23 protein-coding genes are annotated in these 25,734 nt (G+C 66.4%); 11 read left to right on the top strand and 12 right to left on the bottom strand.

Translation table 11 applies throughout. From position 1 onward, the window contains the following. Positions 1–15 precede the first annotated feature (15 nt). Genes cyoD through cyoA form a run of 4 tightly spaced genes read right to left on the bottom strand, consistent with a single transcriptional unit; the run spans position 16 to position 4,356 of the window. The gene (cyoD, locus tag AC3EC3_RS09815; protein WP_260925711.1) at positions 16–423 is read right to left on the bottom strand and encodes a cytochrome o ubiquinol oxidase subunit IV; all 408 of its coding nucleotides are present in this window, start codon (positions 421–423) and stop codon (positions 16–18) included. Then, positions 420–1,052, bottom strand: a complete 633-nt coding sequence (cyoC, locus tag AC3EC3_RS09810; RefSeq protein ID WP_488489837.1) for a cytochrome o ubiquinol oxidase subunit III — start codon at positions 1,050–1,052, stop codon at positions 420–422. Before cyoC ends, cyoD begins: the two co-directional genes overlap by 4 nt. A 23-nt stretch (positions 1,053–1,075) precedes the next feature. Beyond that, on the bottom strand, positions 1,076–3,082 hold the full coding sequence (cyoB, locus tag AC3EC3_RS09805) for a cytochrome o ubiquinol oxidase subunit I (RefSeq protein WP_488489438.1): 2,007 nt from the start codon (positions 3,080–3,082) through the stop codon (positions 1,076–1,078). A 20-nt stretch (positions 3,083–3,102) separates the two neighbouring features. Then, positions 3,103–4,356 carry a ubiquinol oxidase subunit II gene (cyoA, locus tag AC3EC3_RS09800; RefSeq protein WP_488489437.1) on the bottom strand — a complete coding sequence of 418 codons (1,254 nt, stop codon included), beginning with the start codon at positions 4,354–4,356 and terminating at the stop codon, positions 3,103–3,105. 165 nt (positions 4,357–4,521) lie between these two features. Between cyoA and AC3EC3_RS09795 the strand changes: the two genes are divergently transcribed. Continuing rightward, positions 4,522–5,838, top strand: a complete 1,317-nt coding sequence (locus AC3EC3_RS09795) for an MFS transporter (RefSeq protein WP_488489436.1) — start codon at positions 4,522–4,524, stop codon at positions 5,836–5,838. 108 nt (positions 5,839–5,946) lie between these two features. Here AC3EC3_RS09795 and AC3EC3_RS09790 read toward each other — a convergent pair whose 3' ends face one another. Further along, positions 5,947–6,648 carry an OmpW/AlkL family protein gene (locus AC3EC3_RS09790; RefSeq protein WP_488489435.1) on the bottom strand — a complete coding sequence of 234 codons (702 nt, stop codon included), beginning with the start codon at positions 6,646–6,648 and terminating at the stop codon, positions 5,947–5,949. Positions 6,649–6,850: 202 nt separating this feature from the next. Between AC3EC3_RS09790 and AC3EC3_RS09785 the strand changes: the two genes are divergently transcribed. Next, positions 6,851–8,179 carry a radical SAM protein gene (locus tag AC3EC3_RS09785; RefSeq protein WP_488489434.1) on the top strand — a complete coding sequence of 443 codons (1,329 nt, stop codon included), beginning with the start codon at positions 6,851–6,853 and terminating at the stop codon, positions 8,177–8,179. A gap of 241 nt (positions 8,180–8,420) precedes the next feature. Here the strand turns inward: AC3EC3_RS09785 and AC3EC3_RS09780 are convergent, their stop codons facing one another. The 4 genes from AC3EC3_RS09780 to AC3EC3_RS09765 all read right to left on the bottom strand — a co-directional run bounded on the left by AC3EC3_RS09780 (position 8,421) and on the right by AC3EC3_RS09765 (position 13,314). After that, positions 8,421–9,146: a M23 family metallopeptidase gene (locus AC3EC3_RS09780; RefSeq protein ID WP_488489433.1), complete on the bottom strand. Its 726-nt coding sequence runs from the start codon at positions 9,144–9,146 to the stop codon at positions 8,421–8,423. A gap of 153 nt (positions 9,147–9,299) precedes the next feature. Then, positions 9,300–10,106: a ferritin-like domain-containing protein gene (locus AC3EC3_RS09775; protein WP_488489432.1), complete on the bottom strand. Its 807-nt coding sequence runs from the start codon at positions 10,104–10,106 to the stop codon at positions 9,300–9,302. A 6-nt stretch (positions 10,107–10,112) separates the two neighbouring features. Beyond that, positions 10,113–10,586 (bottom strand): peroxiredoxin, encoded by a 474-nt coding sequence (locus AC3EC3_RS09770; RefSeq protein WP_488489431.1) that lies wholly within the window; start codon positions 10,584–10,586, stop codon positions 10,113–10,115. Position 10,587: 1 nt separating this feature from the next. Next, entirely contained in the window at positions 10,588–13,314 is a 2,727-nt protein-coding gene (locus tag AC3EC3_RS09765; RefSeq protein ID WP_488489430.1) for a bifunctional [glutamine synthetase] adenylyltransferase/[glutamine synthetase]-adenylyl-L-tyrosine phosphorylase, read from the bottom strand. A 157-nt stretch (positions 13,315–13,471) separates the two neighbouring features. On the opposite strand from AC3EC3_RS09765, the gene AC3EC3_RS09760 reads away from it, so the two are divergent. From AC3EC3_RS09760 to AC3EC3_RS09745, 4 genes are all read left to right on the top strand, one after another. Then, positions 13,472–14,350 carry a hypothetical protein gene (locus AC3EC3_RS09760; protein ID WP_488489429.1) on the top strand — a complete coding sequence of 293 codons (879 nt, stop codon included), beginning with the start codon at positions 13,472–13,474 and terminating at the stop codon, positions 14,348–14,350. A gap of 193 nt (positions 14,351–14,543) precedes the next feature. After that, positions 14,544–16,310, top strand: coding sequence for a M28 family metallopeptidase (locus AC3EC3_RS09755; RefSeq protein WP_488489428.1), 1,767 nt, complete (start codon positions 14,544–14,546; stop codon positions 16,308–16,310). Between the two features lie 41 nt (positions 16,311–16,351). After that, the gene (locus tag AC3EC3_RS09750) at positions 16,352–17,389 is read left to right on the top strand and encodes an agmatine deiminase family protein (RefSeq protein WP_488489427.1); all 1,038 of its coding nucleotides are present in this window, start codon (positions 16,352–16,354) and stop codon (positions 17,387–17,389) included. 120 nt (positions 17,390–17,509) lie between these two features. Then, complete coding sequence (locus AC3EC3_RS09745) at positions 17,510–17,647, top strand: hypothetical protein (protein WP_488489426.1); 138 nt, start codon at positions 17,510–17,512, stop codon at positions 17,645–17,647. 1 nt (position 17,648) lies between these two features. Here the strand turns inward: AC3EC3_RS09745 and AC3EC3_RS09740 are convergent, their stop codons facing one another. Together AC3EC3_RS09740 and AC3EC3_RS09735 are read right to left on the bottom strand one after the other, a co-directional pair. Next, positions 17,649–18,074 carry an HIT family protein gene (locus tag AC3EC3_RS09740; RefSeq protein ID WP_488489425.1) on the bottom strand — a complete coding sequence of 142 codons (426 nt, stop codon included), beginning with the start codon at positions 18,072–18,074 and terminating at the stop codon, positions 17,649–17,651. Then, positions 18,071–19,246: a CDP-alcohol phosphatidyltransferase family protein gene (locus AC3EC3_RS09735; RefSeq protein ID WP_488489424.1), complete on the bottom strand. Its 1,176-nt coding sequence runs from the start codon at positions 19,244–19,246 to the stop codon at positions 18,071–18,073. Before AC3EC3_RS09735 ends, AC3EC3_RS09740 begins: the two co-directional genes overlap by 4 nt. Positions 19,247–19,489: 243 nt before the next feature. Here AC3EC3_RS09735 and AC3EC3_RS09730 point away from each other — a divergent pair, with 243 nt between their 5' ends. Genes AC3EC3_RS09730 through AC3EC3_RS09720 form a run of 3 tightly spaced genes read left to right on the top strand, consistent with a single transcriptional unit; the run spans position 19,490 to position 22,362 of the window. Beyond that, positions 19,490–20,533 (top strand): diacylglycerol/lipid kinase family protein, encoded by a 1,044-nt coding sequence (locus AC3EC3_RS09730; RefSeq protein ID WP_260925744.1) that lies wholly within the window; start codon positions 19,490–19,492, stop codon positions 20,531–20,533. Between the two features lie 49 nt (positions 20,534–20,582). Then, positions 20,583–21,506, top strand: a complete 924-nt coding sequence (locus AC3EC3_RS09725) for a hypothetical protein (protein WP_488489423.1) — start codon at positions 20,583–20,585, stop codon at positions 21,504–21,506. A 31-nt stretch (positions 21,507–21,537) separates the two neighbouring features. After that, entirely contained in the window at positions 21,538–22,362 is an 825-nt protein-coding gene (locus AC3EC3_RS09720) for a nucleotidyltransferase family protein (protein WP_488489836.1), read from the top strand. A 64-nt stretch (positions 22,363–22,426) separates the two neighbouring features. Here the strand turns inward: AC3EC3_RS09720 and AC3EC3_RS09715 are convergent, their stop codons facing one another. Then, positions 22,427–22,933 carry a DUF2141 domain-containing protein gene (locus tag AC3EC3_RS09715; protein WP_488489422.1) on the bottom strand — a complete coding sequence of 169 codons (507 nt, stop codon included), beginning with the start codon at positions 22,931–22,933 and terminating at the stop codon, positions 22,427–22,429. A 241-nt stretch (positions 22,934–23,174) separates the two neighbouring features. Between AC3EC3_RS09715 and rpe the strand changes: the two genes are divergently transcribed. Together rpe and AC3EC3_RS09705 are read left to right on the top strand one after the other, a co-directional pair. Beyond that, positions 23,175–23,837, top strand: a complete 663-nt coding sequence (gene rpe / locus AC3EC3_RS09710; RefSeq protein ID WP_488489421.1) for a ribulose-phosphate 3-epimerase — start codon at positions 23,175–23,177, stop codon at positions 23,835–23,837. A 2-nt stretch (positions 23,838–23,839) separates the two neighbouring features. Then, on the top strand, positions 23,840–25,732 hold the full coding sequence (locus AC3EC3_RS09705; RefSeq protein ID WP_488489420.1) for a heparinase II/III family protein: 1,893 nt from the start codon (positions 23,840–23,842) through the stop codon (positions 25,730–25,732). The last annotated feature ends 2 nt before the right edge of the window (positions 25,733–25,734 follow it).

The raw sequence follows: 25,734 nt of genomic DNA, 5'->3' as shown, positions 1-25,734 counted from the left end.
TAGGAACCCGCCCGATCAGGGCAGGTTCTGGGCCTGCTTCGCCATGTCCGCCATCGACGGCATCATGTTGGTGTTCAGGTGCCACATGACCCACAGCGAACCCGACAGCGCAATCGCCACGATCACCACCGTGAAGATCATCGCCATGAACGTCCAGCCGCCTTCCGACTTGGTGTTCATGTGCAGGAAGTAGATCATGTGAACGACGATCTGCACCACGGCGAAGGCGGTGATGACCAGCGCCGTCGTGGTGTGGTTCGAGATCGCCCCACTGCCCACCAGCCAGAACGGAATGGCGGTAAGGATCACCGAAAGGACGAAGCCGATCATGTAGGACCCGAAAGTCCCGTGGCTGGCACCGCCGTGGTGATCGTCGTGACCATGGCCGTGGCCATGGTCGTGCGAGTCGTGGTGCGCGCTCATCGCAGCATTCCCATCAGATAGACAAAGGTGAAGACGCCGATCCAGATGACGTCGAGGAAGTGCCAGAACATGCTCAGGCACATCAGGCGGCGCTTGTTTGCGGGGATCAGGCCCTTCTTCACGACCTGGACCATCAGCGTGCACAGCCAGACGAGGCCGCAGGTGACGTGAAGGCCGTGGGTACCCACCAGCGAGAAGAACGAGGTCAGGAAGGCCGAACGCTCGGGCGTCGCGCCTTCGTGGATCAGCCCTGCGAACTCGTGCAGCTCGATGCCGACGAACGAGGCACCGAACAGGCCGGTGATCGCCAGCCAGGCCAGCGTCTGGCCCTGCTTGTCCTTCTCCATGGCGAGCATGGCGAAGCCGTAGGTGATCGACGAAAGCAGCAGCATCGTGGTGTTGATCGCCACGAGCGGCAGTTCGAACAGATCGTGCGGGCCGGGCCCGGCGGCATAGTTGCCGCCGAGAACGCCGTAAGCTGCAAAGAGCATCGCGAAGATGAGACAGTCGCTCATCAGGTAGAGCCAGAAGCCGAGCGACGTGCTGGCGCCCTCTTCGTGGTGATGCTCTTCCAGCTCGTAGTAGGCAGCCGTCAGCTGCGCCGGATCGAGGCCCGCATGCGGGTTCATCTGGGTTGCAGTGCTCATGGTGCTCAAGCTCCCAGCGCCGCCAGCTGGCGGTCACGTGCCTGCTCGGTCTCTTCGACCTCGCTGGCCGGGATATGGTAGTCCCGGTTGTAGTTGAAGGTGTGGAAGATCGCGTAACCGATGGCAGCAGCGAACGAGACCGCAGCCAGCCACCAGATGAACCAGATCATCGCGAAACCGAACACCGTGGCGAAACCGGCCAGAATGATCCCGGCGCCCGTGTTCTTGGGCATGTGGATCGGCAGGTAGCCCGAGGTCGGACGCGCCACGCCATTGCGCTTCATGTCGTCCCACGCGTCACGATCGTGAACGATCGGGGTGAACGCGAAGTTGTAGGCAGGCGGCGGCGAACTGGTCGACCACTCGAGCGTGCGACCGCCCCAGGGATCGCCACTGACATCCTTGAGTTCCTCGCGCTTCCAGATCGACACGGCGAACTGGATGATCATGGCAGCGATACCGGCCGCGATCACGAAGGCACCGATGGCGGCGACGACGAACCAGATCTGCAGCGACGGATCGTCGAACACGCGCATGCGGCGGGTGACGCCCATCAGGCCCAGGACATAGAGCGGCATGAACGCCAGGTAGAAGCCGACAACCCAGCACCAGAAGCTGACAAGGCCCCAAAACTTGTTGAGCTTGAACCCGAAGGCCTTCGGCCACCAGAAGTTGATACCGGCGAACACACCGAACACCACGCCGCCAATGATCACGTTATGGAAGTGCGCGATCAGGAACAGCGAGTTGTGGAGCACGAAGTCGGCAGGCGGAACGGCAAGGAGAACGCCGGTCATGCCACCGATGGTGAAGGTGATCATGAACGCCACGGTCCACAGCATCGGCAGCTCGAAACGGATGCGGCCACGATACATCGTGAACAGCCAGTTGAAGAGCTTCGCGCCGGTCGGGATCGAGATCACCATCGTGGTGATGCCGAAGAACGAGTTGACGCTCGCGCCCGAACCCATGGTGAAGAAGTGGTGCAGCCACACGAGGTAGGACAGCAGCATGATGACGACGGTTGCGTAGACCATCGACGAGTAGCCGAACAGGCGCTTGCCCGAGAACGTCGAGGTAACTTCCGAGAACACGCCGAACAGCGGCAGGATGAGGATGTAGACCTCGGGGTGGCCCCAGATCCAGATCAGGTTCACGTACATCATCGGGTTGCCGCCGAAGTCGTTCGTGAAGAAGTCGAAACCGGCGTAACGATCGAGCGTCAGCATCGCCAGCACCGCGGTCAGGACCGGGAACGCAGCGACGATCAGGATGTTGGTGCAAAGCGCGGTCCAGGTGAAGACCGGCATGCGCATCAGGGTCATGCCCGGCGCGCGCATCTTGATGATGGTGGCGATCAGGTTGACGCCGGACAGCAGCGTACCGATGCCCGCGATCTGCAGCGACCAGATCCAGTAGTCCACGCCGACCCACGGGCTGTAGGCGAGGTTCGACAGCGGCGGATAGGCCAGCCAGCCGGTCATCGCGAATTCACCGATGAACAGCGAAGCCATCACCAGAACCGCACCGGCCGTCGTCATCCAGAAGCTGAAGTTGTTCAGGAACGGGAACGAGACGTCGCGCGCACCGATCTGGAGCGGCACCACATAGTTCATCAGGCCCGTCACGAACGGCATCGCCGCGAAGAAGATCATGATGACGCCGTGCGCCGTGAAGACCTGATCGTAGTGGTAGGCCGGCAGATAGCCTTCCGAACCGTTGAACGCGATCGCCTGCTGGAGACGCATCATGATCGCATCGGAGAAGCCGCGCAGGAACATCACCAATCCGAGGATGATGTACATGATGCCGATCTTCTTGTGATCGATGCTGGTGAGCCACTCTTTCCAGAGATAGCTCCACAGCTTGAAATAGGTCACGGCCGCGACAAGCGCGATGCCGCCCAGCGCGACAACCATGAAGGTGACCTGGACAATCGCCTCGGTGGGAAGGGCATCCCACCATAGGCGGCCCAGTAACGGGCTCCAGTGATTATGTACTACGGTTTCCATGAATACGGTCCTGGGTCAGGTCAGGAAGGATTGCGCGAGGCTGCCGCGGCGTCGGTCTTTGCAGACTCGGCCATGGCGGTCTCGGAACGGCGTTCGGCGGCGGCGCTACGCAGCGACTGGCCGGGCACCGACAGACCGGCACCGGTAAGGGGGCGCAGGCTGGCAGGTGCGGCGACCGAATTGTCGGCCACTTCGCCCGGCTTGTCCTTGCACAGGGCGCGCACCCAGGCGAGCTCCTGCTGCGCCTTGGCGAGCGTGGCGGGATCGTTGGCACCGGCGCGCTCGTGGTTCAGCATCGCGACGTTATGAACGCCCGCCTTGCCGAGGCCACCGCGCTGGTCGATCATCATCATCTCGCTCTCGCACATCTTGCCGGGCTCGACGCACCTGTTGACGATCGCGTTGTAGAGGTCGGCTTCGACCTTGCCGTAATGGATCACGGGCACCTTCTCGCTCGGCTTGGCGAGATCGATATAGGCGGTGCGGTCAAGCGACTGCCCCTGCACGCCCTTGGCCCACGACTGGAAGTCCGCATCCGAAACCGAGTGCGTCTTGAAGCGCATGTAGGGGAAGCCCGCGCCCGAGTAGTTGGCCGAGAAGCCCTCGAACGTGCCGGTGCGGTTGAACGCGCCGTGCAGCTGCGTCTCCATGCCCGGCATCGCGTAGATCTGGCCGGCAAGGGCAGGAATATAGAAGGAGTTCATCACGTTCGAGGCGGTGATGCGGAACGCGATCTCGCGCCCTTCGGGAACGACCAGTTCGTTCACCGTGGCGATGCCCTGCTCGGGATAGATGAACAGCCACTTCCAGTCGAGCGCGACGACATCCACCTCAAGCGGCTTAGCGTTCGCGGCGACCGGGGTCGATTCGTCGATGCGGCCGAGCTTGCGGTAGGGGTCGAGCATGTGCGAGCCGACCCAGGTCAGGGCGCCGAGGCAGATGATGATGAGCAGCGGCGCAGCCCAGATCACCAGTTCGAGCTGGGTCGAGTGCTCCCAGTGGGGATCGTACTTGGCAGTCTTGTTCGAGGCGCGATAGCGCCAGGCGAACAGAACCGTCAGCGCGATCACCGGAAGAATGATGATCAACATCAACAGGGTGGAGATGACCACCATGTCGCCCTGCTGCTGGGCGACATCGCCCGCGGGATGCAGAACCACCGTGTTACATCCGCCCAGGGCGAGGGCGGACGTTGCGACCAGGGTCGCAAACAGCGGCTGCAGGCGGAAGGATCGCAGGGCGCGACTGCCCCTGCTCGAGTCTGAAGTGCGCATGGCGGTCGGCTACGCCGGTGCTGCGGGTGCGAACATAGGACATTTTGTCCAATCCCCTTGCCCTTCGTCAATGCCGATAGGGCCACGATGTCGGCGCTCGTCTTTTGACGATACGCGCCTCGATTCGTACCTTTCGATATTTGCCACTCAAGGTCCGCAACAACGATGACGACCACCGCCCAGACACCCCGCGAAGCCCTAGGGCTGGAGGAACACAAGTCGAGCCACGACATCTCGCCGGGAGAAATCTCGATCGGTGTCATCATCGGCCGCACCTCCGAGTTCTTCGACTTCTTCGTCTATGCCATCGCTTCGGTGCTGGTGTTCCCCTCGGTCATTTTCCCGAATGTGGACCCGCTGACCGGCACGCTTTACTCGTTCGGCATCTTCGCGCTGGCGTTCATCGCCCGCCCCTTCGGCTCGATCGCGTTCATGGCGCTGGATCGCGCAGCCGGTCGCGGCGTCAAGCTGACCGTCGCGCTGTTCCTGCTGGGCGGATCGACCGCCGCGATCGCCTTCGTCCCGACCTATGAGACGATCGGCAGCAATGCCGCAGTCCTGCTGGCGGTGTTCCGCCTGCTGCAGGGCTTCGCGCTCGGCGGCACCTGGGACGGCCTCGCCTCGCTGCTCGCGCTCAACGCGCCGGAAGGCAAGCGTGGCTGGTACGCGATGATCCCGCAGATCGGCGCGCCGTTCGGCCTGCTGATCGCCAGCCTGCTGTTCGCCTACATGATCGCCGAACTGCCTGCCGCCGACTTCCTCGACTGGGGCTGGCGCTATCCGTTCTTCGTGGCGCTCGCGATCAACGTCGTCGCGCTGTTCGCGCGCCTGCGCATGGTCGTCACGCCCGAGTTCGAGAACCTGTTCGAATCGCGTGACCTCCAGCCCGAGCCGGTTGCCGAAATGCTGTCGAACAACTGGCGCACGGTCGTTGCCGGTGCGCTGGCACCGCTCGCCAGCTTCGCGCTGTTCCACATGGTCTCGGTCTTCCCGCTTTCGTGGACGTTCCTGTTCACGCGCGAAGAGCCCACCCACTTCCTGCTGCTCGAATCGGCAGCAGCTGCCGTTGGCCTCGTCGCTGTCATTTTTTCGGGCGTGCTGGCCGACAAGCTGGGCCGCCGCACGCTGCTGGGCAGCTGTTCGGTGGCTATCGCGATCTTCGCGATCCTCGCGCCGCTGGCTCTGAATGCCGGTGCGGGCGGCGAGTCGCTGTTCCTGTTCATCGGCTTCGCGCTGCTCGGCCTCGCCTTCGGCCAGTCGTCGGGTGTCGTGGCCTCGGGCTTCACGCCCGAGCACCGCTACACCGGTTCGGCCCTGACGAGCGATCTGGCCTGGCTGGTCGGCGCCGGTTTCGCACCGCTGCTGGCGCTGGCGCTGGCGACCCACTTCGGCCTCTGGGCCTCGGGCGCCTACCTGCTCTCTGGCGCGGTCGCCACGCTGATCGCGCTGTGGTGGAACAAGACCCTCGCCAGCAAGAACTGAGCGAGACGGTCCATCCCGACACGAAAAGGGGGAGCCCATCGGGCTCCCCCTTTTTCTTTGCCCGGCTCCGGTTCACCAGAACCCGGAGCCGTTTTCACATCCGTCGCGTCAGAACCGATAGGTCACGCCCGCGCTGAGCACCCAGGGGTCCAGATCGTGGCGTGTGCGCAGTGCCAGCGTGCCGTCCTCGTCATAAAAAGAGGCGGTGGGCTTCACCCAGTACTTCTTGGCATCGAGCGACAGGCCGAACCCGCTCTGCCCCAGCGCGACGTCCACACCGCCCTGAAGCGCGAAGCCCACCTTGTTGGTCATGTGTACCTTGTCGATACCCAGTGCCTGCGCCGTATCGCCGGGCTTTTCGTCGAACACGAAGAACCAGGCAGGGCCGACGCCGACATAGGGCTTGAATGGCGTCTTGTTCACCAGATGCGCCTTCAGCGTCACCGTGGCGGGCAGGATCAGCACGTGATCGACCAGATCGGTGCCCGCCAGCGCCTTGGTGCCGCTGACGTGGTGCTGGGTGAAGCAGCAGATCGTCTCGACCGAGATCGCGGGTGTGAAGAAGTACTCGATGGCGACCGTGGGAACGACGTTGTTGTTCGCCTTGGTGCCGACCGAGCCCATACCCGCCAGCGTGCTGCCCAGCGTCGTCGAGGTATCGAGCGTCTCGATCTTCGAGATCCCGCCGTCCGGCAACACCGCGCTGCCCAGCACCTTCACCTGGATCTTGCCATCCGGGCTGCCCGCATGGGCAGGGGCCGTCAAAGTCGTCGCGGCGGCAAGCGCGGCCAGCAGAGTGATCTTGCGCATAGTCCTTCTCTTTTCCGAACTGTCTGTGGCAGTCGCCGGGGCCGCACCGTGCGTCTCCCCCCTGTAAAGCGGCTGTCCCGAAGGCCTTTGCGCCTTTTGCAACGCGCTGAAATTGATACGCCGCAAACTTGCGATGTTTTGGCGCCGCCCACTTGATCGAGCGCAATGCGAGCCAGGGCCTCGCCATGAGACACAATGCCGCATGTGGACCTATCATCCCGATCTGCTCGCCGTGCCGGTGCCGCGCTACACCAGCTTTCCCACCGCCGCCGAGTTCACCGAGACCGATCTCTCGGCCCCGCTCGCTCACGCCATCGAGGGCATCGACGGCGAGGTCTCGCTCTACGTCCATATTCCCTATTGCGAGGCGATCTGCTGGTACTGCGGCTGCAATACCGGCGCCGCCAACCGCGCCGAACGGGTCGCGCGCTATCTCGATGCGCTCCATCGCGAGATCGCGCTGGTGGCGGAAAGATTGCCGACCTCGGCGCGAATCGGGCGAATCGCCTTCGGTGGCGGCAGTCCCAACGGCATTGCCCCGGTCGATTTCGTGCGGCTGATGGATGCGCTGCTGCTGCACTTCGCGATTCCTGCCAAGACCGCCGAACGCCCGGTGCTCTCGATCGAACTGGACCCGCGCTCTCTGCGTCGGGAATGGGCCGCCGTTCTGGGCTCGATCGGCTTCACCCGTGCCAGTCTTGGCGTGCAGACATTCTCTCCCCAGCTTCAGCGGGCGATCGGCCGCATTCAGCCGGGCGAACTGATCGAGGCGTCCTGCGCCATGCTGCGGGCATCGGGCGTCACCTCGATCAACTTCGACCTGATGTACGGATTGCCCGGCCAGACCATGGACGATCTGGAGGACAGCCTTGCCCGCAGCGTCGCGCTCGGGGCCGACAGGATCGCGCTGTTCGGTTATGCCCATGTCCCGCATATCGTGCCGCGCCAGCGCCGGATCGACGGCAGCGCCTTGCCCGATGCCGCCGCCCGGTTCGCCATGGCCGCGTTCGGCTACGAATACCTGACCGGCAAGGGCTACATCCCGGTGGGGTTCGACCATTTCGCAAGGCCCGGCGATGCCCTCGCGCAGGCTGCGCTCACCGGAAAGCTGCACCGCAATTTTCAGGGCTTTACCGAGGACAGCGCGCCGGTGCTGATCGGCCTTGGCGCCTCGGCGATCTCCGGCTTTCCGAACCTGCTGGCCCAGAACGAAAAGAACGCCGGGCGATACCGCACACTGCTGGCCGAAGATCGCCTTCCCGCCACGCGCGGGCTTCTGCGAAGCCCCCAGGACCGCACGCGGGGCGAGGTTATAGAGGCCCTGCTCTGTCAGGGACGCAGCGCGATGCCGCAAGCCATCGCCCATGAAGCGGCTACGCTGCTGGCACCGTTCCTGCTGGCGGGTGTCTGCGAGATCGACCGGGGCGATCTGGTGATCCCGCCTGCCGGCCTGCCCTATGCCCGCGCCATCGCCGCCTGCTTCGATCCCTATCGCCGGGAATCGGCAAGGCGTTTCAGCTCAGCGGTTTGACCGCGATCAATGCCCCGGCTTCCGGGGACGGGCACAAGCAGATCGCCGGCAGCGCAGGTGTTTCCTACCCGAGCGCCCTGCCTGTCCGCTTCTCCCTACCTTGGGCGGCATGGCCCACCCCCATGCCGCCCCGCTTTTCGCGCGGGGGAGTGGGGGCCACGCCGACATCGGCGCGAGGCACACAAAGAAAAGGCGGCCAGTGGCCGCCCTTCCCCTCTCCTAACCGGAAAACTGGTAACGATCAGCCGCCCTTGGCTTCGCCCTGGCTCTGCTCGAACGAGGCGAGGCTGACCTGCATGTAGGGGGTCGGATCGACGGCAACGCCATCGACGCGGACTTCGTAGTGCAAGTGCGGGCCGGTGGCATAGCCGGTCTGGCCGACATAACCGATCACATCGCCCTTGTGGACGAACTGGCCATCGGCGACGGCGATGCGCGACATATGACCGTAACGGGTTTCCAGATCGCCGCCATGCTCAAGCTGGACAAGCAGGCCATAGCCGCTGACCCACTGGGCGCGGCCGACAACGCCATCGGCGGTCGCATGGATCGGGGTGCCGGTAGGCGCCGCGAGATCGAGGCCCTTGTGCGCGCGAATGCCGCCCAGGATCGGGTGGTCACGCAGACCGAAGCCGCTGCTTTCACGAACGTAATCGACCGGAACCAGCGAGGGGATCGCCACCTGCTGGAGCGAACCGATACCGGCGACCTCGGCCTTGGGCTTCACGGCAACGAAGCCGGTCTCCTCGTAGTTCTGCCAGGAACTGAAAAGGCGGCGGAACTGGGTGTCCTCGCCGCCGCTGGCCGACTGTGCTGCCTGCTGGCTGGCACGGATCGGCGCCGAAATGTCTGCCGCGCTGCTGTTCGCCAGAGCGGGATGCGCTGCCAGAAGCATGCCTGCCGCGCCGACAATAGCCAACTTGCCCGTAAATGCGGGGAGCTTGGCGAAATTCTTCGTTACGACCACTCGCAATACCTTGTTTTCCGGCGATCTGCGCGGAAGGAAGTTCCGCAGCCGACCGGCGCGTGCTGTCTGCCGCGACGCCGTTTCGACATCGCGAAAAATATCTGAGATGGTCGGAACCCCCCGCCGTCTCTTGAGGTTGGAAGTTATGCGCTGTCAAAAATCAGGCGCAAGATCGCCATAAAATTCCAGCGACAAACCGGCTGCGGCCCGCGCCGAGTCGTTGAACGGCGGCTTAACCTTACCCCGGAAGTAATGATTCACGAGAGTTTTCCAGAGAATCGAAGGCGTTTCGCCACGCTTCGTCGCCACTGCGCCGAAATGATTTGCGCCGAAACGGACGTGCCGGATCTCGTCGTCAAGGATTCGTTCGAGAATGCGCGCACCGCGTTCGTCTCCGCCTGCCCGCACGCGTTCGAGTGTCGACGGCGTGACATCAAGCGCCCGCGCCTCCAGCACCATCGGCACCACCGCCAGTCGCCCGGCCACATCGGCGCGCGTGGCGCTCGCGGACTCCCACAGGCCGCCATGCGCAGGCAAAGCGCCGTACTGACTACCCATCGTGCGCAGATGCCGGTCGATCAGCGCGAAATGCATCGCTTCGTCCGCCGCGACCGCCAGAAAGTCGCTGACGAAAGCAGGATCGCCCATCTCCTCGCCAAACCGCCCGGCCATATCCAGCGCAAGGTCGATCGCCACGAACTCGATATGCGCGAACGCGTGCCACAGCGCGATGCGGCCGCCACCTGCCTTACCGCGCCGGGGCATCTGGCCGGGCGGAAGCAGTTCGGGGCGCTCGGGCCGCCCCGGCTCGTCCGGCATCGCCACGTCGAAGCGATGCGCCAGCCGCCCGAGCCGCCAGTCGCGTGCCACCGCACGGGTCTTCATCGCCTTGGCATGCGGATCGGTTTCGAGCAGCGCCGCGCGGATCGCGACCGCAACGCTGGGTAGGGCATCACGCATACGGGATCAGAGCGCCTTTGCGGCTTCCAGCACCTGCGCGGCGTGGTCCTTGACCTTCACCTTGTTCCAGACCTGCGCGATCTTCCCTTCGGCATCGACCAGATAGGTCGTGCGCACCATGCCCATGTAGGTGCGGCCATAGTTCTGCTTCTCGGTCCAGATGCCGAGCGCATCGGACAGGCCGCCTTCTTCCGCATCGGTCGCGAGCGGGGCCTTGAGATCGTTCTTGGCGATGAAGTTCAGGTGCTTCTTCGCCGAATCCTTGCTGACGCCGAGCAGCGCAGTGTTCGCCGCCTCGAACGCGCTCGCAAGCGCCGAGAAGTCGATGTTCTCTGTCGTGCAGCCCGGCGTCGAATCCTTGGGATAGAAGAACAGCACCAGCTTGCGGCCCTTGAAATCCGAAACGCGGATCTGCCCGCCATCGGTGGTTTCCAGTGCGATGTCGGGCATGGCGTCGCCGACGCCGGGGAAGCTGGTCATGTCAATCGATCTCCAAGGTCTCGCCAAAGGCTGCCTGCCAGGCCGCAGCGACCTGCCGGCGCGCCTGCCGCAGCGCGGCGGTCAGTTCGTCCCAGCCGCCATAGCCGCAGCTTCGCACAAGGGCCAGCCGCGCCGCCTCGGGCGGGTCGAGCGAATCGGGTGCCAGCAGCCTTGCCGCAACAAGAAACCGTGCAAGCACACCGTAAGCCTGCACCAGATCGGCAGGCAGCTGCCCCGCCTCCACCAGAGCCGCGATCGCCGAGCCCATGCGCGGGTCGAGGCCTTTTCCGCTCGCCAGCTGGGCGTGATGGACAAGAAACTCCAGATCGACCAGACCGCCGCGCGCCAGCTTCACGTCGAGCGCCCCCTTGCCCGGTTTGTGCTGCGCCATGCGCGCGCGCATCTCGATCACGTCGGTGCGCAGTTTCGCGAGGTCGCGCGGACTGGTGAGCACGTCCTGCACGGCCGCATCGAGCGCAGCGCGCCCCTCCGCCGAACCGTAGAGCGTACGCGCCCGGCACAGCGCCATATGCTCCCAGGTCCACGCCTGCTCGGCCTGATAGCGCACGAAACTGTCGAGACTGGCGGCAGGCGGCCCCTGCTCTCCCGAGGGGCGTAAGCGGGTATCGACCTCGTAAAGCGCGCCCTCCGCCGTTGGCACCGAGAGCGCTGCGATCGCGCGCTGGGCCAGTCGGTTGAAGTAGAGCGTGGCCCCCAACGGACGCTCACCTTGCGATTCGCGCGTATGCTCGCCGGTGAACAGGAACACCACGTCGAGATCGGAGGCATGCGTGAGAATGCCTCCGCCCAGCCGTCCGAGACCCAACAGGATCAGCTCTCCCCCCGGCACGGCGCCATGGCGCGCCTCGAACTCGGCGCGAGCCGCATCGATCAGCACACGGATCGCCGCCTCGGCAATGCGCGAGAGCGCCGCGCCGACATCGAGCGGATCGTTGCGCCCCTCGATCAGCTGGACGCCGAGCACGAAGCGAAGCTCGCCCACCCGGCGGCGGACGCGCCCCAGCATCGCCTCGTAATCGTCTCCCGCCTCGCGCCGCGCAAAGTCGGCGACCAGTTCATCGACCTCGCCGGGCAGCTCGAAGGCGCTGGCATCGATCAGCGGATCGAGCAGGTCGGCGCGGCGCGCGAGGGCATCGGCCAGCGGCGGCGCGATCGAGAGGATGTGCGCGAGCATATCCAGCAGCGCCGGGCGCGCTTCGAGCAGGCGGAACAGGTTTATCGCGCTGGGCAGGTTGTCGAGCAACCGCTCCCAGCGGGCGAGCGCACGCTCGGGCTCGGGCGCAGCGGCCAGCGCGGCGATCAGCGCCGGACGGATCGCCGCGAAGGCGCCGCGTGCGGCATCGCTGCGCAGCGCGCGCATCTTGCCCGATTCCCAGCTTTGCAGCCGCTTCGCCAGCGCATCGGCATCGCTGAAGCCGAGTGCGGTGCTGGCCTCGTCCAGATCGCTCTGGTCGGGCATCGCCAGCGGCACGGAAACACCGGGCGCTACCGGCGCGCTCTGGGCGATCAGCGCATCGTAGCGCGCGCCGACTTCGGAGGTGATCGCCTCCACTTCCGCCAGCAGCGCAGCGCCGTCCGCCAGACCATCGAGCCGCGCCACGGCATCGAGCGCCTCGGCCTTCTCGGGCAAGGCATGGGTCTGCTGGTCGTGGACCATCTGCAGGCGATGTTCGATCACCCGCAGGCGATCATAGCTTTCGCCCAGAAGCTGCGCCTCGCTGGCCGGGAGCAGGCCCGCATCGGCCAGCGCATCGAGCGTCTCGCGCGTCTCGCGCAGGCGCAGCGCCGGGTTGCGACCGCCGTGGATCAGCTGATGGACCTGCGCGTAGAACTCGATCTCGCGGATGCCGCCGCGCCCTTTCTTGAGGTTGAAGCCGGGGCCGACCCGCTCCGGCCCACGCGCGCTGGCGCGGATCTGGCGGGTCAGCCGCCCGATCTCGGCAATCGCCCCGAAGTCGAGGCTGCGACGCCACACGAAAGGCCGGATCGCCGTCAGGAACGCCTCGCCCGCAGGCACGTCTCCGGCGCAGGCCCGCGCCCGGATGAACGCTGCCCGTTCCCACGCCAGCGCCGAGCTTTCGTAGTGGCTGAGCGCGCCTGCGACCGGGATCGCCAAGGGGCTGACTTCGGACGCCGGGCGCAACCGCAGGTCGACCCGGAAGACATAGCCTTCCTCGGTCACGCGCGAGAGCGTCTCGACCACGCTGCGGGCGACGCGCTGCGCTGCCTCGCCGGGATCGTCGCGCTCGCGCCGGGGCAGCAGCGCGGGATCGTAGAGCAGGATCGGATCGATATCGGAGCTGAAGTTCAGCTCGCGCGCGCCGTGCTTGCCCAGCGCCAGCGCGAGGAAGCCCGCAGGCTCGCTGTCGGGCGCGCGGCGGCGGATGGCATCGGCGATGGCCATGTCGAGCGAACGGTCGGCCATGTCGGACAGCGCGCCCGTTACCTCCAGCAACGGCAAGGCCCCCGCAAGGTCGCCGATGGCCAGCGCCAGCGACAGCGCCCGCCGCTCCCGCCTCAGGGCAACGCCGACATCGGAAGCGCCTTCGCCTGCCGCACGGGCCAGCGCCAGCGCACCGTTCCAATCCCCCTGCGCGAGCAATCCGGCCAGCGCGGGCAGACGTTCCAGCCTGGTGGCAAGGTAGGGGGCATGGGCTTTCGCCCGCGCTAGGGCTCCGGCCCAGTCGGCAGTATCAGCGGCAGTCATGACCGCAGTCCTGCCCGCTTCGCGCCGGTTTGCAAACGGACTTCCGCAAACACCTCCATTTCCTCGCGGGCGGGCCGGAATTTTTCGCGCGATAGCTTACGCCGATCCCCGATCGGGCGTAGCGTTCATCGGGTTCCCCGAACGCCCGGAGTCGATCATGTCCGCGTACCGCGTCGTCATGCCCCTTGCCCTGCTTGCAGCATCCGCCTCCGCCACCACGCCGCCGACGGCACAGGTGCTCTGGCAGCACGGCAGCGATGCGCTGCTGACCACCGCCTGCCCACCGGGTGGCGATATCGACGAGACCTGCAAGGCCATCGCGCTGCGCCATGCAGGACAGGAATCGCAGATCGGTGCAGGCTATATGACCACCCGCGTGCTCTGGAGCCGGCCTCCCGGCGGGACGGGACCGGATGTCATCGTGCTGGGCGACGGCGGCGGATCGGGCGGTAACGGCGATCTGCTGGCCGTGACCTTCCCCAATGGCGCCGCGCCTGTCGTCAAACGCCTGGAGGGCGAACGGATGAATATAGTCTCGGTCACACCCTCTCCCACCGGGCCACATGTCGCGCTGATCTTCGATATCGAATTGTTCAACGGCGCGCCCCATGCAGGCGCTGCGCTCGTCCCGCTGCCGCTGGTGTGGCAGGATGGCGACTTCGCGCTCGATCCCAAAGCGCTGACCAGGCGCGCCTTGCGCCCCGCCGATCTCGACCGACGCGAACGGGCGGTCGCCCACGAACTCACCCAGTGGGCGCACGGCACGCCGGAAACGCAAAGCCTCTATCCCGGCCCCTCCTTCGGCACGCCCGTCACCGTGCAAACGCTCGTCGAACTGATGCTGTCCGGCCACGCCAAGGAAGCCGATGCCCTGCTGCGCCGCGCATGGCCGCAGCGCGCGGGACGTCAGGCATTCTGGGCGGACCTGTGCCGCGCGATGGTGACGCAGCCCTACTGGCAGCGCTTCGATCTGGCCCGGCTTCCCGGCGCGGACCTGATCGCGGCCTCCGCCAGAGCCGCCGTACCTTCAACCTGACAACGCGCCTTCGGCCTGACAACGCCTTCGCCCCGGACAACTACGCGGCGGCGGAAAAGCACGGCTCCTTGCGCACTCAACTCTTGTCGTCCCATGCGTTGTGTGCTGCGGTCCCGCATCCGCTGCCCGTGCTCTCGCCGGGCCGCATTCCAGTCGCGCGCCTGCCGGGCCTCAAGCACGGGTTCTTCTCACGATGAAGCATGTCTCCTCTCCTTCGCTGGCCGCCGCCTCCTTTGTCGGCCGGGCACTGGCGGGCGCTGCCGCGCTGGCGCTGATCGGCACCACGCCCGCGCTGGCCCAGAAGAGCAAGTACGATGGCCCGCTGCCCAAGGGCACCGCGCTCGCCCCGCCCAAGGACGATGCGGACGTCGCGCCCGCCATCTCGGTGGACACGATGAAGGCCGTGACCAAGCGGCTTTCGGCAGACGATTTCGAAGGGCGCGGCCCCAGCACGGCGGTCGAGCCCAAGGTGCTCGACTACATCATCGCGCAGTTCAAGGCCGCCGGGCTCCAGCCGGGCAACCACGGCCAGTGGCTGCAGGAAGTCCCCACGGTGGAAATGACCGCCGGGAACTTCACCCCGATGACCGTGACCGGCGGCAAGACGCCGCTGTCGTTCAAGGTCGGCTCGGACTTCGTGGCCGCGAGCTGGCGGGTGACGCCGCACACCCGGATCGAGAACAGCGATCTGGTGTTCGTCGGCTACGGCATCAACGCCCCGGAACTCGGCTGGAACGACTATGCCGGTATCGACATGCACGGCAAGACGGCGGTGATCCTGGTCAACGATCCCGATTACGAGGCCAAGGACGAGACCGGCCCGTTCAAGGGCCGCCGCATGACCTATTACGGGCGCTGGACCTACAAGTTCGAGGAAGCCGCGAGGCAGGGTGCCACTGCCGCGATCATCGTGCATGACACCTTCCCCGCCGCCTATGGCTGGAACGTCGTCAACTCCAGCTGGACCGGCTCGCAGTATTCGGTGCAGAAGGCCAACGACGGCATGGACCAGACCATGGCCAACGGCTGGGTGCAGTTGCCGGTCGCGCAGGCGATCTTCAAGGATGCGGGCAAGGACTTCGCCGCGCTGTCCGCCGCCGCCAAGGTCAAGGGCTTCCACGCGGTGCCGCTGGGCCTCAAGATCAGCTATGGCTTCGACAGCACCATCCGCCGCTCCAGTTCGCACAACGTGATCGGCATTCTGCCGGGCTCACAGCGCCCGGACGAGGTGGTGCTCTATTCGGCGCACTGGGATCACCTTGGCCACTGCACGCCCGATGCGACGGGTGACGGCATCTGCAACGGCGCGGTCGACAACGCCACCGGCGTCGCCGCGCTGACCGCGCTCGCCGCTGCCAACGTCAAGGCAGGGCCTGCCGCGCGCAGTCAGGTGTTCATCGCGCTGACGCTGGAGGAATCGGGGCTGCTCGGCTCGGAATACTATGCGCAGAACCCGGTCTATCCGCTCGACCACACGGTGGGCGGCGTCAACATGGATGCGCTGCTGCCCGCGCCGCGCTCGCGCTCGTACTCCATGACCGGCGGCGACAAGTCGGACCTGACCGACCTGTTCCGCGACGTGCTGGCCGACAAGGGCCTGTCCGAAGTGCCCGAGGACCATTCCGAGCGCGGCGGCTATTATCGTTCGGACCACTTCAGCTTCGCCAAGCGCGGTGTGCCGATGTTCGACATTTCCCGCAGTCCGGACCTGTTCGACGGCGGCGTCGCAGCGGGCGAGAAGATCGGCGAGGATTACAACCAGCACCATTACCACGCCCCGTCCGACGAATATTCGGACAGCTGGAACTGGGCAGGCATTCAGGAAGACGCCGAAATGTACTATGCGCTCGGCCGCGCCATGGCCGACAGCGACTGGTGGCCGAACTGGCGCACAGGTGACGAATTCCGCGCCATCCGCGACAAGGCCTGTGCGGCTGCCACGGGCGGCTGTCACCCGTAAAGCTGCCACCCGTAAAAATGCCACAAGTGAGATCATCTGACGTGACGAGCGATACCGTGAATACCGCAAGCCCCTCCGGTAACTGGGTGCTGCCGCCCGAATGGCACCCGCAGGACTGGCTGTGGATCGGCTTCCCCCACGATCCGGTCGAATGGCCGGGCTTTCTGGAGGACGCACAAGTGCAGATGGCCGCCTTCGCCAGCGCCGTCGCCGAAAGTGGCCAGCCGGTAAGGCTGGTCGTGCGCGACGAGGCCAACCGGGCGCACGCCGCCGCGCTCGTATCGTCGAAAGTCTCGCTCGAAGTGCGCCGCTATGGCGATGTCTGGCTGCGCGATACCGGGCCGCTGGTGGTCACGGACGGGCAGGGCAACCGCAAGGCCAAGCGCTTCGGCTTCAACGGCTGGGGCGGCAAGTACCTGATGGACGGCGATCAGGAGATCGGCGCCGAACTGGCGCGCGATGCCGGGCTCGACGTCGAGGTGGCGGACTGGATTCTCGAAGGCGGCGCAATCGATGGCGACGGCACCGGCCTTGTGGCGGTGACCGAACAGGTCTTCCTCAATCCCAACCGCAACCCCTCGCTCACCCGCACCGATCTGGAGACCCGCCTCCAGCGCGATCTCGGCTACGACCGGGTGCTGTGGCTGGGCGATGGCCTCATCAACGACCATACCGACGGGCATGTCGACAACCTTGCCCGGTTCGTGGCACCCAACACGCTCGCCCTGCCGCGCGCGACCGGTGCCAACGATCCCAACGCGACGATCTATGCCGATGCCAAGGCCCGCGCCGAGGCCTATGGCGTGACCGTGCGCGAAGTCCCCTCCCCCGGCCGGGTCGAGAGTGCCAGTGAGAATGGGGGCCGGATCGAGCCTGCCAGCTACATGAACTTCGCGATCACCTCGAAGCTGGTGGTGGTGCCGATCTATGGCACGAAGCACGATGCCGATGGCGTCGCCGCGATTGCCGAACTGTTCCCCGATCGCGAGACGGTGGGCGTGCTGGCCGATGCGGTGCTGGCGGGCGGTGGCTCGTTCCACTGCTCCAGCCAGCAGATGCCGTCAGTGATGCAAGACTAAGATGTCAGGCGGGAGAGTCGGAAAACGGCTCTCCCTATTATGCGCCCTGCCGTTCCAATGACACGCCGCAATGGCCGATCTTAGCATTTTGGTAAGGTCTGGCCGGGCAGAACGACGGGCATGGCAAAGGTCATCGCCCTCAGCCGCACACTGGTGCGCCCGCAACCGCTCTCGGCCCCCGCCGATGCGCTGCGCTGTGCGCTGGTGGTTGCCTGCGCGGCAGCGGTGATCCTCGCCCGCGCGCCGTTGCCGTTCTGATCTAGAAGCGCGCCTTCAGCCACGCGACCAGCGCGGCAAGACCCTCACCTTCCAGTGCAATCGCCTGCCCCAGATCGGGGACTTTCGGCCAGCCGGCATCGACGAACGCGCGTCCCTGCCATTCGCGCGCGCCTTCGTAGCGCGGGATGACGTGGAAGTGGACGTGCGGGTCCACCATCATCAGCATCAGGTAGTTGAGCTTCGCGTAGTCGACAGCCTCGCGCAGCGCGGCCTCGATCGCGGTCGTGACCGTCTTGAGTTCGGCATGGGCTTCGAGCGGCAGATCACCGAAGGCCGTGACGTCCGACCTTGCCGCCAGCACCAGCGCACCCAGCGTGGGCTGCGCAGGGCGCGCCAGCACCACCCAGTGATCGAACTCGGCCACCAGCGTCTGCGGATAGCCGAACTTTTCGAGCGTCGCGTTCATGCCGCCTTCTCCATCTTTTCGCCTTCATCGGACAGCCACGAGACGATCCTGCCGCCCCGCGCGCGCAAGACCCAGGCCTGCACCAGCCGCACCGCGTGAATCGCGCAGGACAGCACCGTCCACCACGCCACCACGATCAGGCCGATGTCGGGGCGCTGGAGTGCAGTCGCGACGAACAGGATCACCATGTTCGGATTGCGCCGCGCGGTGATAAGCCGGAACCGGCTGTCGAAACGGCGCCAGACGTGGATATGCATCCCGCCGTTCTGGCGCATGAACACGCCCTCGATCGCGCGCTGTACCCAATAGCCCAGCTGGATCGCGGCCTGTACCCACCAGAACGTGGCGCTGTCATAGGACAGGTTCCACGCGGCAAGGCCTGTCGCCCAGAACCACCACCAGAACGGCGGATGGACCAGATCCATGCCATGGTCGAACACATTGCCCCAGGCCGAGGAGGTGATCGTGCAGCGCGCCAGCTTGCCGTCCACGGTATCGAGCACCATGAACACCAGGCCGGTCGCCATGCCCCACCAGTAGTGCCCCTGCGCGAACAGCACGGTGGCGATCACGCAGAACACCGCGCCAACGCTCGTCACCATGTTCGGCGTGATCCGCAGAGCGGCACAGACGCGCGTCAGCACCAGCGCCCATTCGGGCCAGAGGTACTTGGTGAGAATATCGGTGACGCCCTTGTAGGCGCCGAAATAGCTCGCCCGCTCGATCTGGCGCACGGTATCGGCGCGCAGCGGCAGGACGAACGGCGTCTCGCGCTTGCGCAGCGACTTGTTCTCGATGGTCGGGCCATCCTCGTAGCGCAGCAGGGTGAAGGCACCTTCGCCATCAAGCGCCAGCGGCCCCATCGGCGAGGCGCTTTCCATCGATTTCGCGATTCGCGCGGCCTCGTCAGGCGTCCGGGCATGGGCGAGCACCGGCACACCGCCCAGACACAGCATCATGCCGGGGTTCGCCAGCACATGCCGCCACCATGCCGGATCGAAAGCATACGCCGCGTTCGAGAGCACGCTGGCGCCCGGCCCCGCCTCGCGGCCCACCGCGATGCCGCTCGCCCGTGCGATTCGCGCATTGCGCTCCTCGATCGTCATACCCCAGAGCCGGACGGTGTTGTCGCCTACCGTCCATGCCGCGATTTCGCCAAATTCCTGCGTCATCCCCCGGCCCTAATCCACGGACTGGCGCGAGGCAATCGCGAGCGCCGGGCGATATGGAAGTGCAAATTACGCAATCAAGGTCGCACCGGGAGTCACGGAAAAAAATCGCAACCAACGATTTCCGCCACTTGCAATGGGAACACCTTCGCATTTCCCCTTGTTCAAAAGCCACGGGGCTGTAACAAATGTTCGCTAGAGGCAAATATGGGTGGTTTTCGGCGAAAAGCGTACTACATGGTACGCATGCACGGGAACATTTACGAGTTCGAAGCGCTGCCGTCTTTCGGTGAGCCGCTGCTGCGCAGCCTGCCCGGAACCGTCCGGCGGCCTCTGCGCGGTCGTGCCGTGCCGCTCGTCGGCATCATCCGCAATCCTCGCAGTCACCGCAACAAGGGCCTCGCGCCCGAGATGGAAGACTGCTCGAACATCCTTACCGAGACCCCGCGTGAACGCGAAGACCTGCGTGACAGCCTCACCCGCTTCGCGCGTCGCGGCATCGATTATCTGGTTGTCGATGGCGGTGACGGCACCGTTCGCGACGTTCTGACCTGCGGCGCCAGCGTCTATGGCGACGACTGGCCGACGCTGATCATCCTGCCCAAGGGCAAGACGAATGCACTGGCGGTCGACCTCGGCCTGCCCACGCACTGGTCGCTGGCCGAAGCGATGGCCGCTGCACACAAGGGCAACACGCTTACCCGCCGCCCGCTGCGCATGACCACGCGTGACGGTCGCCCGGCCTGCGTGCAGGGCTTCTTCATGGGCACCGGCGCGATCGCCGTGGGCACCGAAGCCGGACAGGAAGCGCATCGCCGCGGCATGTTCAACAGCTTCGCGGTGGGCCTGACGATCCTGTGGGGCATCGTCCAGGCTCTGTTCGGCGGTGCCGGCAATCCCTGGCGCTCCAGCGTGCGCACCCGCATGGTCGATCGCGATACCGGTCGCGACGTGTCCTATCGCGGCAATGGCCGCTGGACCGATCGCTACATGACGGTCGCCACCACGTTCGAGCGCTTCCCGATGAAGGTGCGCCCGTTCGGCCCGAACCCGGCACCCGGCCTGAAGATGGCGGTGATGGATTCGCCGCGTCGCTGGATCATGGCGCTCCTGCCGCTGCTGCTGACCGGCTTTTTTGCCAAGGCTTTCGAGAAGGCCGGCCTGCACCGCTTCAGCACGCGCGGCATGGACATGGACCTTGGCGGCAGCTTCATCCTCGATGGCGAGGCGTTCCCCGCCGGGCGCTATGCGCTGGAGGAAGGTCCGCAGCTGACGTTCGTGGTGCCCTGAGCACGCAGGCGGCATACACGGGCAACGGTTCTTACGGGGCACTACTATCATGAGCGAGGATCTCGTCGGACGCATCGCGATCGGCCTGAACCGGTCCATCCTGCCTGACGTGCGCGCCTTCGCGGGCCGACTTGCAGGCCAGACCGCGACCGAAGGCCCTGCCGCAGGCGTGCTGTTCTACGGCTCGAACCTGCGCACCGGCTCGCTCGACGGCGTGCTCGATTTCTACGTGCTCACCGATGGGCCGGTGGAAAGCGGCATCTGGCCGCGCGTCAGCTACCACGAATGGAACATCGGCGAGCAGACCCTGCGCGCCAAGGTCGCGACGATGACGCTGGCCACTTTCCGCGAGGCGGCGGGCGGCAACCTGCTCGACACCACGATCTGGGCGCGCTTCGTCCAGCCTTCCGGCCTTGCCTGGGCGCGCAGCGAGCGCGACGGCGCCGAGATCGCCCAGGCCGTCGCCGGCGCGGCGCGCACCGCTGGCCGTCTGGCGGTGGCCCTCGGCCCCGAAGTCGGCACACCCGAGGATTACTGGCGCGCGCTGTTCCGCGCGACCTATGCTGCGGAATTTCGCGTCGAAAAGCCAGGGCGCGAGGATTCGATCCTCTCGGTCAATCGCGAGCATTTCGACGGCCTGCTGCGCATCGCCCTGCTCGATGCCGGGATCGGTGTTGCCGATGCCGGGGAGGATGGCCATCACGATGCCCTGATGCGCCCGCTGATGGGCACGCCCGAGCGCGTCGCCACCCTGCGCTGGTGGCGCAAGCGTCGCCGTATCGGCAAGGGCTACAACGCCGTCCGGCTGGTCCGCGCCTCGACCACGTTCGAGGGCGCCGCGCGCTATGCCGCCTGGAAGATCGAGCGCCATACCGGCGTACCGATCCACATCACCCCATGGCGCGAAAAGCATCCCGTCCTTGCAGCCCCCGGTGTGCTCTGGCAGGTGTGGCGCGCCCGGCATCGCGGGTGACTTTCCCGTGCCCGAGATGACCCCCGACCAGATGCCTTCCGAGATCGACACTGATGCCGAAACCGCAGCGACATCGCAGTCGCTCCCCGGCGCGCTGATCCTGGCCGGGCAGCGCCCCGGCAAGCCCGATCCGGTGGCCGTGGCCGAAGGGATTTCCAGCAAGGCGCTGGCGCTGCTCGAAGGGCGCCCGATGCTTTCGCACGTCGTCACCGCGCTGCGCGAGGCGGGGATCGCACGCATCGCCGTGGCCGCCAACGATCCCGGCGTGCGCCTGATGGCCGAGCGCCTCGGCTGCGAACTGCTCGCTGCCGAAGCCGGGCCGAGCGCCAGCGTGGCCTCCGCTTTCGCGACGATGGGCGCGCCCCTGCTCGTCACCACCGCCGATCACGCGCTGCTGCGCCCGGAATGGGTGCTCGATTTTCTGGCCGACGCGCCGCAGGATGCCGATGTTGCCGTGCTGCTGGCGCGCAAGGATGCGGTCGAGGAGGCCATGCCCGGTGCGAAGCGCACCTACCTCAAGTTCGCCGATGGCGACTGGTCGGGCTGCAACCTGTTCCTGCTGAACTCCGATGCCGCGCAGCACGCGATCGACACCTGGCAACAGGTGGAGGCCGACCGCAAGCGCCCCTGGCGGATCGCCTTCCGCCTCGGGCTCGGCACGCTTTTCAGCTACAAGGCAGGCCGCCTGACGCTGGCGGCGATGCTGGAGCGGCTGGGCCACCGCGTCGGCGTGGAAGCGCGTCTGGTCGCTGCGCGCGATGGCCTTGCGGCCGTCGACGTCGACAAGCCTTCCGACCTCGTCGATGCCCGCGCGATCATGGCCGCCCGCGCGGCACGGGCCCGCAAGCGCCTGTAAAGGAACGAGCCTTCCCATTCAGGCTGCCCGCTTCAGGTTGGCCGATCGGGCTGGCTCATCCTCCTCACATATACTTCATCGTCACCCGGATCGACTTCACGCCCGGCCCTACCGGCACGCCAACCTTGGTGTAGCTCGGCTTGCCGAGATTGAAGATATTGATCGAGGGGTTGTTCGACATCGCCCCGCCATCGGTCGAGATATCGGTCTTGCCGTTGCCGTTCACGTCATGACGCACGGCGACGGCATAGGTCCCCGGCCCCGGCATCGGCAGGCAGAAGGTCATCGTCCCGGCACGCGCGGGCACCTCGATCCGGTTGATCCACTTGCCGGGCTTGAGCCAGTCATCCGCCGTATCGCGATAGCTCTGGATGCGCAGCTTGCCTTCGGACGACGTCACGCCGTCCACCGTCACCATCAGCGCGGGGCCGGACCCCGCATTGCAGCGGCTCATTTCGTTGCGGATTTCCTGATGATCGCCCGCCGCCTCTGCGGTGGCGACAAAGCCGCCCGCAAGGCCAAGCGTGGTCACGCCGAACACCAGCGCGGTCTTGTACATCGTTCGCGTCATCGCAGCCTTTTTGGTCTCGTGCTTCGACCGGGCGCCTGCCCGGCTCTCCATAGGGGCCGCCTTGTGCCCGAAAGGCGGTGAATAGGCACTGAATTTTGCCGCAAGGTGTCCGACAGGTGTCCCAGAGCGGATCGCAGGGCCGCGCGCGACACTACATGGCGTGTGGAAAACGGCGCTCCGGCCGCTTGCCGCCCCCAGATGTTGCGGCCTATCGTCGATCTTCGAGGAGACTGCCTTTTCCATGTCCGTACCCCTGATTTCCCCGTCGATCCTGTCCGCCGATTTTGCCAGGCTGGGCGAGGAAGTGCGCGCCATCGACGAAGCCGGGGCCGACTGGGTCCACATCGACGTGATGGACGGCCACTTCGTACCCAACATCACCATCGGCCCTGCCGTGGTGAAGGCGCTGCGTCCGCACTCGGCCAAGCCCTTCGACGTGCACCTGATGATCTCGCCGGTGGACACCTACCTTGAGGCCTTCGCCGAGGCCGGGGCCGACTACATCACGGTTCACCCCGAGGCCGGTCCGCATATCCACCGCACGGTGCAGACGATCCGCAATCTGGGCAAGAAGGCCGGCGTCTCGCTGAACCCCGGCACGCCTGCCAAGATGCTCGACTACCTTATCGACGATATCGATCTGGTGCTGATCATGAGCGTGAACCCCGGCTTCGGCGGGCAGAGCTTCATCTCCAGCCAGCTTCGCAAGATCGAGGCGGTGCGCAAGATGATCGACAAGTCGGGCCGCGATATCCGCCTCGAAGTCGATGGCGGCGTCGATGCGAAGACCGCGCCGCTTTGCGTTTCCGCCGGTGCCGATGTGCTGGTCGCAGGCTCGGCCACTTTCAAGGGCGGGCCGGACTGCTACGCCAGCAATATCCGCACCCTTAAAGGCCTCGCGTAAGCGTGGCTTCGGGCATCCTCTCGCGCGCCGTCAGGCGGAACCAGGAGGCGAGTTCGCCGGTTTCGCCCCTCGACGTGACTGCGGAGGATGACCTGACCCGTAACCCGGCGGACCCGCGCCTCACCAAGCTGCCCCCGGTTGAACCGGTCGCGCTCGACGGGCTGGAGCCCGGTCGGGCGCTGGCGCTTGCCGACTTCGGGCCGCCGATGGTTGCGCCGGGCGAACGGCTGCTGCGCATGGCCTATCGCCTCGGCCTGCCCGCCGCGCTGCTGAGCAATCCGCTGGGGCGCAGCAAGAAGCCGCGCGTCACGGCCACCGTCATCAACGCCGTCCCCGGCAATGCCGCCGCAGGCACGGCCCTTCGCGCCGGACACTTCGTGATCCACGGCGCGCGCACGGCGATTGCCCAGATCGACTTCGCGGGCGCCCAGCGCGTCGCCCCGCCGCTGGAACGCTGCGTCCACAGCTTCGCCTGGCTCGCCGATCTCGACGCCTGCGGTGCGCGCGAACAGACCGCGCCGGTGGCAGAGCGCATTCTCGGCGCCTGGCTTCAGGCCAACCCCAAGGCGCCGGGCCGCCCCGGCAAAGGCCCCGCATGGAGCGTGGGCAACACGGGCATGCGCCTGCTCAACTGGCTGAGCTTCGCGCCGCTGATCCTCTCGGGCGACAAGGCCTTCCGCTCGCGCGCGCTCGCCGCCATTGCCGAGACCGCGCGCTGGCTCGACCGCAATGTCGGCAAGGCCGAGGATTCGCTTGGCGAAGTCGCCGGCTGGTGCGGCATCGTCGCCGCTGGCCTGCTGCTGCCCGAAGGCACCCCACGCCGCCTCTATGGCGAGGCCGGGCTGATGAAGGCGCTGGGCGAAACCATCGGCGACGATGGCGGCGTGCTCTCGCGCAGCCCGCTCGCGCAGATGGAGGCGATCGCGCTGCTGGTGCGCCTACGCAACTGCTATCAGGCCACCCGCCGCGATCCGCCCGAGGCGATGGAGAACGTCATCGCCCTGCTGGTGCCGCCGCTGCTGGCACTGTGCCACGGCGATGGTTCGCTGGGCAGCTGGCATGGCGGCTGGGCCGTCAGCGGCGCCGAGGTGGACGCGCTGGTCAAGGCCAGCGGCGTGCGCACCCGCCCCTTACGCGAAGTGCGCCAGTGGGGCTACCAGCGCGTGGCCGCGCACCGCACGATCCTCCAGTTCGACACCGCCCCGCCGCCGATGCCGGGGCAGGCACGGTCGGGCTGTGCCTCCACCCTCGCCTTCGAGCTGTCGCACAGCGGCGAGCGGATCATCGTCAACTGCGGCGGCGCGGCCAGCGGCGGCGGGCTCGTCCCCGTGCGGCTGGAGCAGGGCCTGCGCGCCACCGCCGCGCACTCGACCCTGACGCTCGACGATGCCAATTCCACCGCCGTCCTGATCAACGGCGTAATCGGTCAGGGCGTCAGCATGGTCGATATCGACCGCAAGACGCTACAGGCCGAGAGCGGCGGAAACGCGACCCGGCTGGAAGCCAGCCACAACGGCTATGCCGCGCGCTATGGCCTCACCCACAAGCGCATCCTGATCCTGCGTGACGATGGCAGCGAACTGCGCGGCGAAGACCTGCTGGTGCCCGCCGCCCGCAAGGGCAAGCGCGGCCGCATCGGCTTCGCCATCCGCTTCCATCTGGGCGCCGGCGTCACCGTGGCCCCGGTCGAGGACAAGCAGGGCGCCAGCCTGCAACTGCCCGACGGCAGCCTGTGGATGTTCCGCATCGGCAGCGGCGTGGGCGAAGTCGCCATCGAGGATTCGCTGTGGGTCGACGGGCAGGGCCGCCCGCAGGCCACGCAACAGCTGGTGATCGAAGGCATGGTCTCGCGCGGCGGCGGCTCGTTCGGCTGGCTGTTCAAGAAGGTGGGCTGAGA

Source organism: Novosphingobium sp. BAM6 (assembly GCF_057784955.1).
Note: the sequence above shows the minus strand (reverse complement) of the source record. Positions and strands in the feature narration are given on the sequence as shown.

What these genes read in the sequence shown, in the direction of transcription:
- AC3EC3_RS09775 (WP_488489432.1), bottom strand. Translation starts at nt 10,106, where the DNA reads ATGCGTGATGCCCTACCCAGCGTTGCGGTCGCGATCCGCGCGGCGCTG.
- AC3EC3_RS09740 (WP_488489425.1), bottom strand. Translation starts at nt 18,074, where the DNA reads ATGAACGCGACGCTCGAAAAGTTCGGCTATCCGCAGACGCTGGTGGCC.
- AC3EC3_RS09760 (WP_488489429.1), top strand. Translation starts at nt 13,472, where the DNA reads ATGTCCGCGTACCGCGTCGTCATGCCCCTTGCCCTGCTTGCAGCATCC.
- AC3EC3_RS09795 (WP_488489436.1), top strand. Translation starts at nt 4,522, where the DNA reads ATGACGACCACCGCCCAGACACCCCGCGAAGCCCTAGGGCTGGAGGAA.
- AC3EC3_RS09790 (WP_488489435.1), bottom strand. Translation starts at nt 6,648, where the DNA reads ATGCGCAAGATCACTCTGCTGGCCGCGCTTGCCGCCGCGACGACTTTG.
- AC3EC3_RS09745 (WP_488489426.1), top strand. Translation starts at nt 17,510, where the DNA reads ATGGCAAAGGTCATCGCCCTCAGCCGCACACTGGTGCGCCCGCAACCG.
- AC3EC3_RS09770 (WP_488489431.1), bottom strand. Translation starts at nt 10,586, where the DNA reads ATGACCAGCTTCCCCGGCGTCGGCGACGCCATGCCCGACATCGCACTG.
- cyoC (WP_488489837.1), bottom strand. Translation starts at nt 1,052, where the DNA reads ATGAACCCGCATGCGGGCCTCGATCCGGCGCAGCTGACGGCTGCCTAC.
- AC3EC3_RS09735 (WP_488489424.1), bottom strand. Translation starts at nt 19,246, where the DNA reads ATGACGCAGGAATTTGGCGAAATCGCGGCATGGACGGTAGGCGACAAC.
- cyoB (WP_488489438.1), bottom strand. Translation starts at nt 3,082, where the DNA reads ATGGAAACCGTAGTACATAATCACTGGAGCCCGTTACTGGGCCGCCTA.
- AC3EC3_RS09725 (WP_488489423.1), top strand. Translation starts at nt 20,583, where the DNA reads ATGAGCGAGGATCTCGTCGGACGCATCGCGATCGGCCTGAACCGGTCC.
- cyoA (WP_488489437.1), bottom strand. Translation starts at nt 4,356, where the DNA reads ATGCGCACTTCAGACTCGAGCAGGGGCAGTCGCGCCCTGCGATCCTTC.
- cyoD (WP_260925711.1), bottom strand. Translation starts at nt 423, where the DNA reads ATGAGCGCGCACCACGACTCGCACGACCATGGCCACGGCCATGGTCAC.
- rpe (WP_488489421.1), top strand. Translation starts at nt 23,175, where the DNA reads ATGTCCGTACCCCTGATTTCCCCGTCGATCCTGTCCGCCGATTTTGCC.
- AC3EC3_RS09785 (WP_488489434.1), top strand. Translation starts at nt 6,851, where the DNA reads ATGTGGACCTATCATCCCGATCTGCTCGCCGTGCCGGTGCCGCGCTAC.
- AC3EC3_RS09715 (WP_488489422.1), bottom strand. Translation starts at nt 22,933, where the DNA reads ATGACGCGAACGATGTACAAGACCGCGCTGGTGTTCGGCGTGACCACG.
- AC3EC3_RS09730 (WP_260925744.1), top strand. Translation starts at nt 19,490, where the DNA reads ATGCACGGGAACATTTACGAGTTCGAAGCGCTGCCGTCTTTCGGTGAG.
- AC3EC3_RS09765 (WP_488489430.1), bottom strand. Translation starts at nt 13,314, where the DNA reads ATGACTGCCGCTGATACTGCCGACTGGGCCGGAGCCCTAGCGCGGGCG.
- AC3EC3_RS09755 (WP_488489428.1), top strand. Translation starts at nt 14,544, where the DNA reads ATGAAGCATGTCTCCTCTCCTTCGCTGGCCGCCGCCTCCTTTGTCGGC.
- AC3EC3_RS09720 (WP_488489836.1), top strand. Translation starts at nt 21,538, where the DNA reads ATGCCTTCCGAGATCGACACTGATGCCGAAACCGCAGCGACATCGCAG.